1 protein-coding gene is annotated in these 638 nt (G+C 64.3%); it reads left to right on the forward strand.

Annotated features, from left to right (window positions below; all coding sequences use genetic code 11):
• On the forward strand, positions 1–638 hold a 638-nt coding region (locus tag A5688_RS00005; RefSeq protein WP_131812433.1), incomplete at both ends, for a thiolase family protein.

Here is a 638-nt window from a genome sequence, read left to right on the forward strand (position 1 = left end):
TCCCAAATCGGTGATCAGTCAAGCAACATCGCGCGGTTCGCCGTGTTGGCCGCTGGATGGCCGGTGACCATTCCGGGCACCACGGTCAACCGGGCCTGCGGATCGAGCCAGCAGGCAGTGGATTTCGCCGCCCAAGCGGTCGCCGCCGGCGCCTGCGACGTAATAGTAGCGGGTGGGGTGGAATCCATGAGCCGACTGCCGCTTGGCGTAACGCGGCAAAGTGGATTCCCATACGGCCCGAGGGTTATGCAGCGGTTTGACGATTTCTCGTTCAATCAGGGACTGTGCGCCGAGGCGGTGGCACGAAAGTGGGGATTGACGCGGGTCGATCTCGATGCCTACGCCGCAGCGTCGCATCAGCGGACCGCCGCGGCTATCGACTCCGGTGCATTCGACGCGCAAATCATCGTACTTTCCACGGAGACCGGAGAATTCGATACCGACGAGGGGTTGCGCCGTGGCACCAGCATCGAGACCCTCGGACAGCTCAAGCCGTTGTTCATCGAGGACGGGCTGATCCACGCCGGTAATTCGTCACAGATCTCCGACGGATCGGCGGCGCTGCTGATCACCACCTCAGCCCGGGCACACGAGCTGGGGCTGCGACCGTGGGCCCGGATCCACACCGCGGTGCTGGC

This window comes from Mycobacterium mantenii, assembly GCF_001667865.1.
GTDB classification, from domain to species: domain Bacteria; phylum Actinomycetota; class Actinomycetes; order Mycobacteriales; family Mycobacteriaceae; genus Mycobacterium; species Mycobacterium mantenii_A.